This is a genomic window from Mesorhizobium sp. M6A.T.Cr.TU.017.01.1.1 (genome assembly GCF_004023115.1).
Taxonomy (GTDB): Bacteria; Pseudomonadota; Alphaproteobacteria; order Rhizobiales; family Rhizobiaceae; genus Mesorhizobium; species Mesorhizobium mediterraneum.
Window position 1 is genome coordinate 44,346 of record NZ_RZTA01000034.1, and the last position, 13,327, is coordinate 57,672.

The 13,327-nt window shown below is 63.3% G+C and carries 13 protein-coding genes; 5 read left to right on the forward strand and 8 right to left on the reverse strand.

Annotation, left to right across the window (positions count from 1 at the left end):
- Nucleotides 1–30 precede the first annotated feature (30 nt).
- The 3 genes from EOB36_RS13605 to EOB36_RS13615 are packed head-to-tail and all read left to right on the forward strand — an operon-like array spanning nt 31 to nt 3,538.
- Nucleotides 31–1,542, forward strand: a complete 1,512-nt coding sequence (locus EOB36_RS13605; RefSeq protein WP_128285033.1) for an ABC transporter ATP-binding protein — start codon at nt 31–33, stop codon at nt 1,540–1,542.
- A complete protein-coding gene (locus tag EOB36_RS13610) occupies nt 1,542–2,597 on the forward strand; it encodes an ABC transporter permease (RefSeq protein ID WP_128285034.1) in 1,056 nt (351 codons plus the stop codon). The genes EOB36_RS13605 and EOB36_RS13610 overlap by 1 nt, the downstream gene beginning before the upstream one ends.
- On the forward strand, nt 2,594–3,538 hold the full coding sequence (locus EOB36_RS13615) for an ABC transporter permease (protein WP_127205293.1): 945 nt from the start codon (nt 2,594–2,596) through the stop codon (nt 3,536–3,538). The genes EOB36_RS13610 and EOB36_RS13615 overlap by 4 nt, the downstream gene beginning before the upstream one ends.
- Before the next feature lie 23 nt (nt 3,539–3,561).
- On the opposite strand, the gene EOB36_RS13620 is transcribed toward EOB36_RS13615, so the two are convergent.
- The 3 genes from EOB36_RS13620 to EOB36_RS13630 form a co-directional block, all read right to left on the reverse strand.
- Nucleotides 3,562–4,446, reverse strand: coding sequence for an NmrA family NAD(P)-binding protein (locus EOB36_RS13620; protein ID WP_127205294.1), 885 nt, complete (start codon nt 4,444–4,446; stop codon nt 3,562–3,564).
- A 141-nt stretch (nt 4,447–4,587) separates the two neighbouring features.
- Entirely contained in the window at nt 4,588–6,807 is a 2,220-nt protein-coding gene (locus EOB36_RS13625; RefSeq protein WP_128285035.1) for a molybdopterin cofactor-binding domain-containing protein, read from the reverse strand.
- A gap of 3 nt (nt 6,808–6,810) precedes the next feature.
- On the reverse strand, nt 6,811–7,263 hold the full coding sequence (locus tag EOB36_RS13630; protein ID WP_127205296.1) for a (2Fe-2S)-binding protein: 453 nt from the start codon (nt 7,261–7,263) through the stop codon (nt 6,811–6,813).
- A gap of 242 nt (nt 7,264–7,505) precedes the next feature.
- On the opposite strand from EOB36_RS13630, the gene EOB36_RS13635 reads away from it, so the two are divergent.
- Nucleotides 7,506–8,486: an AraC family transcriptional regulator gene (locus tag EOB36_RS13635; RefSeq protein WP_127205297.1), complete on the forward strand. Its 981-nt coding sequence runs from the start codon at nt 7,506–7,508 to the stop codon at nt 8,484–8,486.
- Between the two features lie 24 nt (nt 8,487–8,510).
- Here EOB36_RS13635 and EOB36_RS13640 read toward each other — a convergent pair whose 3' ends face one another.
- The 4 genes from EOB36_RS13640 to EOB36_RS13655 all read right to left on the reverse strand — a co-directional run bounded on the left by EOB36_RS13640 (nt 8,511) and on the right by EOB36_RS13655 (nt 11,386).
- A complete protein-coding gene (locus tag EOB36_RS13640) occupies nt 8,511–8,831 on the reverse strand; it encodes a hypothetical protein (RefSeq protein WP_127205298.1) in 321 nt (106 codons plus the stop codon).
- 4 nt (nt 8,832–8,835) lie between these two features.
- The gene (locus EOB36_RS13645) at nt 8,836–9,144 is read right to left on the reverse strand and encodes a YggT family protein (RefSeq protein WP_095484982.1); all 309 of its coding nucleotides are present in this window, start codon (nt 9,142–9,144) and stop codon (nt 8,836–8,838) included.
- Between the two features lie 107 nt (nt 9,145–9,251).
- Nucleotides 9,252–11,117 (reverse strand): sodium:solute symporter family protein, encoded by a 1,866-nt coding sequence (locus tag EOB36_RS13650; RefSeq protein WP_126104410.1) that lies wholly within the window; start codon nt 11,115–11,117, stop codon nt 9,252–9,254.
- Between the two features lie 14 nt (nt 11,118–11,131).
- Nucleotides 11,132–11,386 carry a DUF4212 domain-containing protein gene (locus EOB36_RS13655; RefSeq protein WP_095484984.1) on the reverse strand — a complete coding sequence of 85 codons (255 nt, stop codon included), beginning with the start codon at nt 11,384–11,386 and terminating at the stop codon, nt 11,132–11,134.
- A gap of 302 nt (nt 11,387–11,688) precedes the next feature.
- Between EOB36_RS13655 and EOB36_RS13660 the strand changes: the two genes are divergently transcribed.
- Nucleotides 11,689–12,321: a hypothetical protein gene (locus EOB36_RS13660; RefSeq protein WP_095484985.1), complete on the forward strand. Its 633-nt coding sequence runs from the start codon at nt 11,689–11,691 to the stop codon at nt 12,319–12,321.
- A gap of 62 nt (nt 12,322–12,383) precedes the next feature.
- Here EOB36_RS13660 and EOB36_RS13665 read toward each other — a convergent pair.
- The coding region (locus tag EOB36_RS13665) for a DUF294 nucleotidyltransferase-like domain-containing protein (protein WP_245467788.1) at nt 12,384–13,327 on the reverse strand (944 nt) is incomplete at its 5' end.

The window sequence follows — 13,327 nt, forward strand, 5'->3', positions numbered from 1 at the left end:
AGCCAATCCCGATCAGGAGTCTCCTTGCCCTTGCCCGCCCCACTCATCGAAATGCGCGGCATCTCCAAGAGCTTCGGCGCCGTCAAGGCAAACGAAGCCGTCGATCTGAGCGTGGCACCCGGTGAAATTCTCGGGCTGCTGGGTGAAAACGGCGCCGGCAAGACGACGCTGATGAACGTGCTGTTCGGCGCCTATGCGCCCGATGCCGGCGAGATCCTGGTTCAGGGCCGTCCGGTGACGATCAACAGTTCGGCCGATGCGCTTGCCGCCGGCATCGGCATGGTGCACCAGCACTTCCATCTGGCGCCGCGGCTTTCGGTGCTGGAAAACCTGCTGATCGGCATTCCCGGAAAGTCGGGCCGGATCGATCGCGCCGGCGGGCTGGCGCGGCTGGGGGAGATCGGCCGGCAGCACGGGCTCACGCTCGATCCGGACCTTCCCGTCTCGGCACTCTCGGTCGGCGAGCAGCAGCGTCTCGAAATCGTCAAGGCGCTGTTTCGCGGCGCAAGGCTGCTGATCCTCGACGAGCCGACGGCGGTGCTGGCGCCGACAGAGGTCGACGGGCTGTTTTCGGCACTGCGGTCGATGGCGGCCCAGGGCCTCGGCATCATCTTCATCTCGCACAAGCTCAACGAGGTCAGGGCGCTGACCCATCGCTGCGTGGTGCTGCGGCATGGCCGCGTTGCCGGCAGTGTCGACGCGCCTGCCAGCACGACGTCCTCGGAGATGGCGCGGCTGATGTGCGGCCACGAGATCGTTCCGCCGGCCAGGGGACCATCGACGCCGGGTGCCGCGGTGCTGACGCTCGACGATATCTCGACGTCGCGGCATTCCGGCATGGCGCTGCGTGACGTGTCGCTTGCTGTGCGAGCCGGTGAGATCCTTGGCATTGCCGGTGTCTCGGGCAATGGCCAGCGGGCGCTGGCCGAGGTGATCTCCGGCGTTCGTGCGCCCGATGCCGGCCGGATGACCATAGCCGGCAAAATTGTCTCGCGGTTCTCGCCGCGCGAGGTGCAGGCGCTCGGTCTCGGGCGCATTCCGGAAGACCGCATGACGACCGGGCTGGTCACCAACCTGCCGCTCGCCGATTCGATGGTGCTGCCGCGCATCGGCACCGACGCGTTCAGCCGCAACGGCCTGCTCAGGCCCGACGCGATCCGCGCCTTCGCCGAGGCGCAGATCAAGGCCTATGACATACGCTGCCCCGGGCCGATGACACGGGCCGGAGCGCTGTCCGGCGGCAATCTGCAAAAGGCGCTGCTGGCGCGCGAGCTCGCCTTCGACCCAAAGGTGCTGATCGTGTCGCAGCCGACGCGCGGTCTCGACATCGGCGCGGCGCGCTTCATCCACGAAAAGTTCCTCGACATGCGCGCCAAGGGCTGCGGTATCATCGTCCTCGGCGAGGATCTCGAAGAGCTGCTCATGCTCTGCGACCGCATCGCGGTAATGTACGAGGGACGCATCGCCGGCACGCTCGCCAGCGCCGACGCCACCATCGCGCGGCTCGGCCTGATGATGACCGGGGCGGAGGGTCACGGCTGATGTTCCGCTTGGAAGCCCGCACCAACACGCCCGCCTGGTTCAATCTCGCTCTGCCGCTGCTGGCGATCGGGGCAGCGCTGGTGTTATGCAGCGGTCTGATCGCGCTGGCCGGCGCCGGCGTGATCGAGGCCTATGGCGTGATGTTTTCGGCGTCGCTCGGCGACAGCTATGCGATCACCGAAACGCTGGTGCGCGCAACGCCGATGATCTTCACCGGACTTGCCGTCGCCGTCGCCTTCCGCGCCAAATTCTGGAACATCGGTGCCGAGGGGCAGTTGCTGGCCGGCGCGGTGGCGAGCTGCGCGGTCGGCGCAATCCCGATGCCGGGGCTGCTCGCCATGCTGCTGATGGCCCTGGCGGGCGCGGCTGCCGGCGCTGCGGTCGCGCTTATTCCCGCGACGCTGCGCGTAAAATTCAGGGTTGATGACGTGGTCAGCTCGCTGCTGCTCAACTCGGTCATCTTCTATGCCCTGATGGCGCTGATCGAGGGTCCGTGGAAAGACAGTTTCAGCGGCTACCCGATCTCGCCGCCGATCGAGGATTCGGCGAATTTCCCGGTACTGCTCGAAGGCACGCGGCTGCATCTTGGGGTCGTGGCGGCGTTCCTTGCTGCGCCGGTCATCTGGTTCCTGATCGCGCGCACGACGCTCGGCTTCAGGATCAGGATCATCGGCGAGAACCCCGAAGCGGCGCGCTATGGCGGTATCCATGTCGAGCGCGTGCTGATCTCGACGGCGCTGCTGTCGGGCGCGCTCGCCGGCCTTGCCGGCGTCGGCGAGGTCGGCGGCGTGCATTTCCAGGTGATGAGCGACATCTCGCCGGGCTATGGCTATTCCGGCATCGTCGTCGCCATGCTGGCGAGGCTCAATCCGCTCGGCGTGGTGCCGGCGGCGCTCTTCCTCGCCGCCGTCATGACCGGGGCCGAAGCGATGTCGCGGGCCACCGGCGTTCCGGCCTTCCTCAGCGACGTCATCCAGGGAACCGCGCTGCTCGCCATGCTGGTGGCGCTGCTGTTCACCGCCTACCGCATCCGCCGCGTGGGGACAGCCAAATGAGCGTGGTGCTCGAACAGATTTTTCAGGTCGGCTTCCTCGCCGCGATCATCCGCATCGCCACGCCTTTGGCTTTTGCGACGCTGGGCGAGATGTTCTCCGAGCGGGCCGGCGTGCTCAATCTCGGCATCGAAGGCATCATGCTGTTGTCGGCGATGACCGGCTTCACCGCGACCAACCTCAGCGGCAGCCTGTGGCTCGGCGTGCTGGCGGCAGTTGTCACCGGTGCGCTGATGGGTGCCCTGCATGCATTGTTCACGGTGGCGCTCGGCCTCAGCCAGCATGTCTGCGGCATCGGTGTCACGCTGTTCTCATCGGGGCTTGCCTATTTCCTCTACCGGCTGATCTTCGGCCAGCAATCGGTGCCGCCGAGCATCAAGAGTTTCGAAACGCTGCCGATCCCTGTTCTCTCCGACATCCCGGTGCTCGGGCCGGCGGTGTTCAATCAGTTTTCGCTGGTCTACATGGCGATCCTTGCGGTTCCCCTGGCCGCCTTCGTTCTCTACCGGACACCATGGGGCCTGTCGGTGCGCATGGTAGGCGAAAATCCGCGTGCCGCCGATTCGGCCGGCGTCGGCGTCATCGCCACGCGCTTCCAGGCGGTGATCCTCGGCGGCGCCTTGATGGGGCTGGCCGGCGCCTTCCTGTCGATGGTGCAGTTCAACGCCTTCACCTTCGGCCTCGTCTCGGGGCGCGGCTGGGTGGCGATCGCGCTCGTCGTCTTCGGCCGCTGGGACCCCTGGCGTTCGGCGGGGGCCGCCTTGCTGTTCGCCTTCGTCGATGCCTTGCAATTGCGCATGCAGGCGAGCGGACTCGGCCATATCCCCTATGAGGCGTTCCTGATGCTGCCCTTCATCTTCACCATCGTCGCCATGGCGGTGATGTCTCGCAACGCCGTCGCTCCTTCGGCGTTGCTCAAACCGTTTCGCCGGGAAGAACGCTGACAGCCAGGCGAAATGCCGGGTCCTTAGCTGGCGACTGCGGGCTTCAGTACTTCCTCGCACCATTGGCGAAAGCTGGTGGGTGTGGTGGACTCAGGAGTACGCGGCTCGGCGGTATCGAGGTCTTCGTTCTTGGCCTCAAGCATGTCGACCATGGCCTGCGCGAAAGCCTCGGAGGCGCCGCGTTCGATGAAACCCGCTCTGAATGCCTCGAAGGAGACCTGCTCAAAGCGTACTGGTTTTCCCAGCACCTGCGACATGATCTGCGCCATGTCGTTGAAGGACAGGTCCTCTGGGCCGAGGATTGGGACACGGTCTTGTCCGCTCCAGGTGGGGTCGAGCAGCAGCTTGGCGGCGGCAGCGGCAATGTCGCGGGTGGCGCAGGTAGGGAGCTTGCGGTTCCCGGAGATTGGCCAGAAGAACATGCCCTGGTTCCTGATCGGCACCACCTGGCGCAAGATGTTGTCCATGAACGAAGGCATCGTCAGCGCCCGGTAGCTCACGCCCGTGCTCGCAATCAGATCGTCCATTGCCAGCGATGCCGACACATGTCCGGCCTTCCCGGCCACCGCCGTCCCGCGGCCAAGGGCCGACACCGCGACCACCCGTTTCACGCCCTGGCTCTTGATCGCGTCGCATGCCGGCCGGCTGAAATCCACATAGGCTGCCTCGACGTTCTCGGCGTGGACGTTTGGGGGCACCAGCCAGAACACGGCGTCGGCGCCAGCGAACGCCTCGTTGACGATGCCGATGTCGCCGTGCGACCCCTGCACCACCTCGACGCGCTCGCGTGTGTGCGAGGACAGACGGGAGGGGTCGCGCGCGATCACACGGATAGGCTCGCCGCTGCCGAGGAGAATCTCGAGGACTTGGTGGCCGATGCTGCCTGTAGGTGTGGTGACGACGATCATATGGATCTCTCACTTCGTGTCGTGACCGCATTTCGCGATCGACGGGATAGATCGCCCTCGCGTTCCCGGTCGATGGCGGTCGCTTGAATCATCCAGACGACCGCCATGAGCGCAACGAGGCGAGGGTGAGCACCTCCCAATTCAGGCGTTGAGCGCCGCCAGCACGCGCTCCGGCAGGAACGGATAGTGCCGGAGCCGCACGCCGCCGGTGAGCCGCGCCACCGCGTTGGCGATCGCCGGACCAATCGGCGGCAGCCCGACCTGGCCGATGCCCCCGATCGGTCCCTCGGGCGTTGGAATAACGGTGACGTTGATATCGGGTGCCTCGGACATGCGTATCACCCGATAGGTGTCGAAGTTCGTTTCCTGCACCTCGCCATCGACGATGTTGATCTGCTCGAACAACGCATGGCTGGCGCCGCCTGTGATCCCGGTAATCATCAGCGCTTCGATGTTGCGTGGCTGTATCGCTAATCCCGGATCGACAGCGCACCACACGGTGTGCACGCGGATCTCGCCGGTCTCGCGGTCAAGCGAGACCTCGGCGATCTCAGCGCAGTGGGAGCCAAAGGCATCGGAATAGGCGACGCCCAGCGCCCGCCCGTCGCGTTGGCGGTCCCATTCCGCCATCTGGGCGACGGTCTCGATGACCTTGCGCGCCCGCGGCTGGTCTCTCAGGAGCTCCAGCCGAAGCGTCACAGGATCGACTCCCTTGGCGGTGGCGATTTCGTCGATGACGCATTCGATGCCGAACCTGGTGTAGCCAACGCCGACCCCGAACCAGAAGCCGATATCAAGGCCGTTATCCCTACGGATATACTCGATCTGATGCGCAGGGACGGCATAGTTGAAATGCGCGCCCTCGGTCACCACACTGTCGTGGCCGCCTTCGCTCTCGAACAGTTGAGGCATCGTGCGGGCAAAAATGGAATCCGCCACGATGCGGTGCCGCCAGCCGACGATGTTGCCGTCGCCGTCGAGCCCGACCTGCACATGTTGCGCTTCGAGCGGCCGGTACTTGCCATGCTGGACGTCGTCTTCGCGGCCCCAGATGACCTTGACCGGGCGGCCCTGCACCGCCTTGGCGAGCGACACTGCATCGATGATGAAGTCGGCCTCGGCTTTGCGGCCAAAACCGCCGCCGAGCAGGGTGGTGTTCACCTTGACCTTGTCAGGGGTGGTGCCGGCCACCTCCGCGGCAAAGCCCTGAGTGCCGGTTGGGCCTTGCGTCGGCGCCCAGACTTCAACTGTATCGCCCGTCACGAGCGCCGTGGCGTTCATCGGCTCCATGGTCGCATGGTGAACATGGTCGCTCATGTAGTCGACCTCGATGAGAGTTGCGGCCTTCGAGATCGCGGCCTGTGCGTCGCCCTCCGCGGCAGCGTTGACGCCGGTTTGGGCGAGGTCGCGGCCAACGCGGCGATACTCTTCCAACAGCCGATCGCTGGTGTAGCTGCGGATCCGCGACGACGTGGTCCACACGATTTTGAGCAGATCCTTGGCCCGCTTCGTCGCCTCGACCGTTTCGCCGATGATGCCGACGCCGTAAGGCAGCGGCACGATGTGCGTGATGCCCGGCACGGTCCTGGCTTCGGCATCGTCGATGGTTGCCGGCTGCTCGCCCTGAACGGGCGCCCGCAGCACCGCTCCGTACAGCATATCCGGAAGCTGCACGTCGATGCCGAAGATCGCGGTGCCGTCGACCTTCGAGGGTATGTCGACACGCGGCACCGTCAGATTTCCGATATAGCGCCACTGATCGCTCGGCTTCAGATCGGCGTCGGTCGCCTGCGGCAGCGGATCCGGAAGCGCGCCGGCCGCGGCGACCTCGCCATACTCCAGCGAGCGGCCCGACCGCGCGTGCACGACCCGGTTGGGCTCCGTGGTGAGTTCGCTCACCGGAACGTTGAGCATGTCGGCGGCACTTGCCAGGATGATCTTGCGGGTCTGGGCGCCGACCAGGCGCAACATTTTATAATAGCCCCGCGTGGATTCGCTGCCGCCGGTGAGCTGCACGCCGTAAAAGCCAGGGTTGCCGTATTTCTCCGCGTCGGACGGAGCCTGGACGACGCGAACCTTTTGCCAATCGGCATCCATGTCCTCGGCGATGAGCAGCGGCAGCGTCGTCATGATGCCCTGCCCCATCTCGGATGCGGGTGACATGATGGTCACGGTGCCGTCGGCGGCGATGGTCAGCCAGGCGTTCGGCCGGTAACTGCCCTCGACCGCCGGCGCAATGCTGGCGCCCGAGGCATCCTGGAGCAGGCCTCCAAACGCAACTGCGATGCCGGTGGCGCCGACCGTGATGAGGAAGCTGCGCCGCGAGAGCGCTCTGGTGTGCAGCTGCAATGTCTCGGTCATGGCTCAGGCCTCTCGTGCGGCGCGCTGAATGGCGCTGATGATGCGCACATAGGTTCCGCAGCGGCAGATGTTGCCGTCCATGTGTTCGACGATCTGATCGCGGGTGGGGTTGGGGTTGCTCTTGAGTAGCGCCGCCGCCTGCATGATCTGCCCGGACTGGCAATAGCCGCATTGCGGCACCTGCTCGGTGATCCAGGCCTGCTGCAGCGGATGGCTGGCATCCGGCGACAGGCCTTCGATTGTCGTCACCTCCATTCCGGCCACCTCCTGAAGCAGCGTTATGCAGGAGCGCGTCGGCTCGCCGTCGACGTGAACGGTGCAGGCGCCACATTGCGCGATGCCGCAGCCGAACTTGGTGCCGGTGAGCTTCAGATGCTCCCGTATCACCCATAGAAGCGGCGTATCTGGCGCGGCGGCGAGATCCACGGCCCGTCCATTGATCGTGAACGCTGTCATGTCTATTGTTCCCTAAACTGGCGCGATCTTCTGATTTCTTCCGGTGATAATGGCACTTTATCCGCATTATCCGTGGATTTTTCTGTGGTATCCGCGGATGTGACATCACAAACATTTCAATGATTTGATCGTTACTTCGGATTTAGCCACATTGCCGGAGACGTTGTTATTAAATACCCTGTTGAGGAAATGCGATCTATGCTGTAAAGTCCGTATTATCTTCGCAATCGTCCGGGACGCCCATGGATCCGCTCTCAGATGTGCTGTCGCTGCTAAAGCCGCGCAGTTATGTGTCCGCCGGCTTCGACGCGGGTGGAAACTGGTCGATCCAGTTCTCCGACCAGCACGAACTTATCAAATGCTACGCTGTGGTTTCCGGCGGGTGCTGGCTGTCAGTGGAAGGCGTTGCCGATGCGGTGCGGCTGGAGAAGGGGGACTGCTTCGTGCTGCCGAGCGGGCGGCCTTTCCGCCTCGCAAGCGACATGACTTTGACGCCTGTCGGAGCCGGCACGATTTTTCCCCCCGCGCGCGCTGGCGGCGTCGTGACGTATAATGGCGGCGGTGATTTCTTTCTTGTCGGTAGCCGCTTCGCTGTCAGTGGCAATCATGCCGGCATGCTGCTGGGCATGCTGCCGCCCATCGTGCATATCCGGAAAGAAACGGATCAGGCGGCGCTGCGCTGGTCGGTGGAGCGGATGATGCAGGAACTGCACGAGCCGCAGCCGGGCGGTTTCCTGGTCGCGCAACACCTCGCCCACATGATGCTGGTTCAGGCCTTGCGCCTGCATCTGGCGGAAGGGCTGGGAGGTGGCGTTGGGTGGTTCTTCGCGCTGGCAGATAGACAGATGGCTGCTGCGATCAACGCCATGCACGACGATCCGGCGCATCGCTGGACGTTGCAGGAGCTGGCGGAGCGTGCCGGCATGTCGCGATCGACCTTTGCCCTGAAATTCAAGGAGATGGTTGGGACGTCGCCGATGGAGTACCTGACGAACTGGCGAATGCTGTTGGCGGGGGACAGGCTGGCAAATTCCAGCGACCCAATTTCCGTCATTGCCCTGTCGCTCGGCTACGAATCCGAAAGCGCCTTCAGCACGGCCTTCAAGAGGGTCATGAACTGCACACCACGGCAATATGGCCGTGGCCGGAACCCCGCTTCCCCTTCAACGTTCAACACGCGCCCAGAGGACACGGCCGCTGCCCGCTGGCTGAAAGCCGGTTGATCCGACCCGAGCCGAAGGGAAATCTCAGCCGCCGCTTAGCGCCCGCACCACATTCGGCAGCGCCGGCAGCGTCAACAAAACCGTGCAGGCAAGCCAGATAGACGAAACGACGATGCTTCTGGGCTGCGCCGACCAGCGCTCATAGAGCGCGGCCGGCACGCCGGCGAGCATGATGGTTATCGTCGACAGGATCAGCGCACTTGCCATGTAGACGATCTGACTTAGGGGGGGCGCCCAGGCCGGATACCAAACCGGATAGAACAGGAACACCATCAGCACCCAAGGCGAAAAGATACCGTTGACGATTGCGACCGCCATGACAGGCACAAGAGCGTTTCTGTCCATCGCCTCAACCCCCCTGTGAAGTCATCGGCGCGATGCCGAAATTGATCAGCAAGACGAGATAGCTGATGCGCAAGGCCATAAGCCAGAGCACGCTGAAGACGATCACAACCGGCTGGGTCAGGATCGACGGCGTGACGGTCCGCACGATCCGCAGGAATGGGTCGGTGACGGTCTTGAAGAAGCGCCAGATGTAGTTGTCCCAGCTTTCGGGCACGAAGAGGCCGAGCAGGAGACGCCCCATCAGCGTGTACATCACCGCGGCAAGGATGAAATTCGGTAGGTGGAAATACCAGTAAGACCAGAAATCGTTCATGTGGATTTTCCAAGGAGCGGCGGCGCCGCGTTATGCCAGCGACGCCCCCGAAATGAAAGCGGGGTCCGTCGCCGGACCCCGCCTCGAGCGCCGATCGCTATGCGAGATCAGGCGATCTTTTCTTCCATCATCTGCTTGCCGCGAGGCACACGGATTTCCTCGATGAAATCCTGCATATCCCGGGACGGCGCCTTGGTGAGAAGGCTGACGATGATCATCACGGCGAAGCCCACCGGCAGACCAAAGGCCGCCGACGAAATGTTCTTCACGCCCCACCACAGTTCCATATTGGGCGTCGCCTTGTCGAAGTCGGCGCCGTACTGCGTCATGACGAGATAGAAGATGGTGATGCCGAAGCCAGCGATCATGCCGGCGACAGCGCCAGCCGAATTGGCCCGCTTCCACCAAACGCCGAGCACCAGGGCTGGGAAGAGCCCGCCGGCTGCAAGCGAGAACGCCCACGACACCATCGACAGGATGTCCGACGGCTTGGTCGATGCGACGTAAGCAGCCAGCACCGCGACCATAACCAGCAAGATGCGCGACACGATCAGACGCCGCGACGTCGGCGCGTTCTGGTCGATCATCTTGTAGTAGATGTCGTGGCTGAGCGCGTTGGCGATGGCCAGCAGCAGGCCGTCCGCCGTCGACAGCGCGGCGGCAAGACCACCGGCGGCGACGAGGCCCGAGATGACGTAAGGCATGCCGGCCATTTCCGGCGTGGCCAGCACGATCATGTCGGCGTTGAGGTTGATATCGGCAAACGAAAGTGCCGTCACGCCCTTTTCGGCGCAGGCCGCGACGATCGCCGCGGTGTCTGTCGCCGCTTTGCCGCAAATCTGCACGAGCGTATTGTCGGCAGCGGCCCAGCGCATCATCCATCCGGCTTTCTCCGAGATGTTTTCAGGCGTCAGGCCGGACGCCACCAGGTCGAGCATCGTCCACTTGGCGAACGCCGCATAGGCGGGCGCCGTGAAGTAGAGGATGAAGATGAACAGCAGCGACCAGGCGACCGAAACGCGCGCCTCACGCACCGACGGGGTGGTGAAATAGCGCATCAGGACGTGCGGAAGTGACGCGGTTCCGACCATCAGGCAGAGGATCAGCAGGAAGTAGTTCTTTGCATCATAGCCACCATGCACGAATGGCGTGATGTGGTGCACCGTGATGCCCTGCGCCGTCTCAAGCGCGGTGATGTTTGCCAGCGCCTGGCCCTGCATCAATTGCGGGATCGGCACGCCGGTCTTCACCGTCGACATCCAGATGACAGGGATGAGATAGGCGATGATCAGCACGATGTACTGGGCGACCTGCGTCCAGGTGACGGCGCGCATGCCGCCGAGCATCGAGCAGACCAGAATGCCGGCGAGGCCGACATAGACTGCGACGTTGAAGTCGATGCCAAGGAAGCGGGCCGAGATCAGCCCGGTGCCGAAAATCTGCGCGACCACATAGGTGAACGAGCAGGAGAACAGAACGACCACGCCGATCAGACGGGCAAGATTGCCGCCATAGCGCGCCGACAGGAAGTCGGGAACCGTGTAGGCGCCGAACTTGCGCAGATAGGGTGCAACGAGGATGGCCACGAGCACGTAGCCGCCGGTCCAGCCGAGCACGAAGCCGAGGCCGTCATAGCCGAGCAGGTAGAGCGAACCGGCCATACCGATGAAGGAAGCCGCCGACATCCAATCGGCGCCGGTCGCCATGCCGTTGTAGAGCGCCGGCACGCGCCGCCCGGCGACGTAATATTCGCCAACATGCATGGTGCGGCTCAGGACGCCGATCACCGCGTAGATGACGATGGTAAAGCCCATGAACAGGTAGCCGATTACAACGTTTTCGACACCCAAGGCGCTCAAGATAGCCATCAGGATGATGAAGGCTATGAAGCCGCCGGTGTAGATGCCGTAGATGCGGCCGAGGTTGGAGGTGAAATCGCCTCCGCCTGCCGTAGTCGCTGTCGTGTTAGCCATTGAAGCCCCCCCGATCATTCTTCATTGACATGATGCTCTTCGTCGATCGCGTTCTGGCGCCGTGCGAACCAGAACAGCATGACGACGAAGGCGATGAGCGAGCCCTGAGCGGCCATGTAGAAACCGAGCGGAAAGCCAAAAATGACGATGGTGTTGAGTTGCTCCACGAACATGTGGATGACGTAACCGAAGAACACCCACAGTCCCAGCATGACGAACATGAGACTCTTGGTCTTGTTCCAATAACTTACGCGGTCTGGCGTCGCCATAGCGTTGAACCTCCCTTGGTTGGCAGCTTGCGAACCGTCTCGAGCGCAAGGCGCCGTTTAAAGCTTGCCTCTTCCGCTAGCGCGGAAGTCCTCCGGCATATGTTGCGGCCAGGTATAGAATCAGCCGACCGTAACTTTATAGGAGTAACACTTCTTGCCGCTGCTGTTCATACGACTTTAGAATCGGTGGGAGGACTGGAGAATTGGTGAGAGGACTTGAATCGGTAAGAGGGCTGGCGGTGCGGCGTGGCGGAGGCTAAACGGTTAACATCGGTTGGAAACAAAACCGAAGGGAGAGCGCCATGGGCCTGCTGAACGATTTGTTGCCCGAGTTCCTGCGCAAGCCGCAACCGATCGGCAGCGTCGGCGAACTGGCTGACTTCATGGATTCGCGCGCCGCCTTCCTGGCGCAGAAAAGCATCGTCGAGTTCTGCCGCGTCAGGGCAGGGGTCTACTGGCAGAAGCTGTTCAGCGAGAAGGAGTTCCAGGCGGCGCTCAACCATTCACGCTGGCGCGCCTACCCTGCGTGCTATGCCATCGTGGCGGAAATGGTGGAGGGCGCGCTGCGCGAAACTGCCGGCTTGCGCCAGCGGGGTCTGCCGGCGGCGCTGGAAAAAGTGGCCCTGGCAAGCTTCTCCAAATATGCCGTTCCGGAGGGCTCGCCCCCCACTTTCTGGGAGGACGCCGCCGAGCTCACACGTCAGCGCCTCGCCGCCACGCAGATCGGCCCACCGCGGCCGGTGCGCGAAATCCCCGAGCCGCTGGCGCGCACGGTTTTCGAGATGGTCCCGATCCACCCCAATCTCCTGACCAACGACTACGACTACATTTTCAACTTCCTGAGAATGAATCTGCTGCGTGCGAATGAGGATTTCCTAGAGCAGGCTGACCGCAGCGCCCTCGTCGACGAACTGCTTGGTGCCGCGCGCATCTGAGCTTTGTTCCTGCCGATATCCAGGGCTTCGCCTTCGGCCTTGCACTGTCCGAGCGTCGCCGGCTATGCGAACATCAGGTCCCGCACCAGGTCGGGTGCCGACTGAAGGCGCTTGATGAGGCTCTTGAGCTCTATTTGCTGCTCGCGCGTCAGGGCATTGACCTCGATGCGGTTGGATACCGGTATACCGGCGTAGATGTCATGCGTCTGCTGAGCGAGCAGCAAGCCGATCAGCATGGCATGACCAGCCAGCATCGCCTTCATGTCGCGCTCGCCGCCAATATCCAGCGCGATTAGTTTCTCGAGCCGGGCACGTGTGCTCCGCTCGCGGATGCCATGGCGAATTGCAAGCGTGCGTGCGGTCGCGACGATCGGAAAAAGCCCATGCTTTTTGATGTTCAGCCGGCCATTTTCAAGCTGAAAGCCGCCAAAAACAGTGAAGGGATTGCCGGTTGTCATCTGCTCGCCGAGAAGCTTCGCGAACACCGGTTCGGCGTGGCCACGGTCATACGCATATTCGATGAACTGTGCGGCCAGCGTCGTGTCGCCGTGAACCGGCCGCAGATCGTAGACGATATCGACGTTGAGCAGGTCCTCCGGCCGTAGGCGGCGAACCCAATCTTCGACGCGCGCCTTCCAGGTGTCGAGACTTCCGCGGAACGCGGCGTTCGTAGCCATTACCCCGCCTTTGCAATACGGCACGCCTGATATGTCGAGCATGTCGGCGAGCTTGGCGCCGAGAATTTTGAACCAGCTGTCTTCGGGTCCATCCGGCTCGCCATCTGCGAAGACGATTGCGTTGTCCTGGTCCGGGGCCATCAGGCTTTCGCCACGGCCACCCGAGCCGAGCACGAGCATGGCATAGGCGCAGGGCGGCGGGCCGTGGCCTTCGATTAGCATCTGTTGTTCGGCAAGCACGGCGGCGCGGCGGGTAAGGGAGCAAAGTTCGTCGCTGATGATTTCCGCCACCACGCGCGGGTGGATCGCCTCGCCGATCAGCGAACGCA

Coding starts and splice junctions, on each gene's coding strand:
- EOB36_RS13660 (WP_095484985.1), top strand. CDS start 11,689: ATGGGCCTGCTGAACGATTTGTTGCCCGAGTTCCTGCGCAAGCCGCAA.
- EOB36_RS13625 (WP_128285035.1), bottom strand. CDS start 6,807: ATGACCGAGACATTGCAGCTGCACACCAGAGCGCTCTCGCGGCGCAGC.
- EOB36_RS13620 (WP_127205294.1), bottom strand. CDS start 4,446: ATGATCGTCGTCACCACACCTACAGGCAGCATCGGCCACCAAGTCCTC.
- EOB36_RS13655 (WP_095484984.1), bottom strand. CDS start 11,386: ATGGCGACGCCAGACCGCGTAAGTTATTGGAACAAGACCAAGAGTCTC.
- EOB36_RS13615 (WP_127205293.1), top strand. CDS start 2,594: ATGAGCGTGGTGCTCGAACAGATTTTTCAGGTCGGCTTCCTCGCCGCG.
- EOB36_RS13650 (WP_126104410.1), bottom strand. CDS start 11,117: ATGGCTAACACGACAGCGACTACGGCAGGCGGAGGCGATTTCACCTCC.
- EOB36_RS13635 (WP_127205297.1), top strand. CDS start 7,506: ATGGATCCGCTCTCAGATGTGCTGTCGCTGCTAAAGCCGCGCAGTTAT.
- EOB36_RS13640 (WP_127205298.1), bottom strand. CDS start 8,831: ATGGACAGAAACGCTCTTGTGCCTGTCATGGCGGTCGCAATCGTCAAC.
- EOB36_RS13610 (WP_128285034.1), top strand. CDS start 1,542: ATGTTCCGCTTGGAAGCCCGCACCAACACGCCCGCCTGGTTCAATCTC.
- EOB36_RS13645 (WP_095484982.1), bottom strand. CDS start 9,144: ATGAACGATTTCTGGTCTTACTGGTATTTCCACCTACCGAATTTCATC.
- EOB36_RS13630 (WP_127205296.1), bottom strand. CDS start 7,263: ATGACAGCGTTCACGATCAATGGACGGGCCGTGGATCTCGCCGCCGCG.